The sequence below is a fragment of the Micromonospora sp. AMSO31t genome (assembly GCF_008868175.1).
Lineage (GTDB): Bacteria > Actinomycetota > Actinomycetes > Mycobacteriales > Micromonosporaceae > Micromonospora.
The window spans coordinates 1-425 of the sequence record NZ_WBKT01000359.1 but is presented as its reverse complement, the minus strand read 5'-3'; the positions used below and the strand labels follow the sequence as shown (position 1 = coordinate 425).

Below are 425 nucleotides of genomic sequence, written 5' to 3'. Positions count from 1 at the left end.
CTGTTGAACGATATGCTGTGCGGCCAGCGGGCAATCGCTGACGATATGGCCACGGTTCTGCTGCCTGGCGGTGCGGAACACAGGGCGGCCCACCTTCACGGCGAGATCATGCGTCGGCTTCACCACGCCAAAGGTGCCGCCATGGCCGGAGCAGCGCTCGATCACATCCACCGGCGTGTTCGGGATCAACTTCAGCATCTCGGCAGCCTTCGGTCCCATGTTCTGGGCCCGCGCATGGCAGGCGAGGTGCACCGTCACGCCCTCCGGCAGCGGCTGCATCCCTTCCGGTAAGCCGTTCCTCCTCGCCACGTCGACGACGTATTCATCGATGTCGAACGTCGCCTCGGCCACGCGCTTCACATCAGCGTTGTCGGGCACGATCAGCGGCCATTCGAACTTGAGCATCAGGCCGCACGAGGCGGTCA

At 64.5% G+C, this 425-nt stretch carries 1 protein-coding gene; it reads right to left on the bottom strand.

What is annotated here, in order from left to right:
- The coding region (locus F8274_RS30930) for a hypothetical protein (protein WP_225854066.1) at positions 1-405 on the bottom strand (405 nt) is incomplete at its 3' end.
- Positions 406-425: the final 20 nt, after the last annotated feature.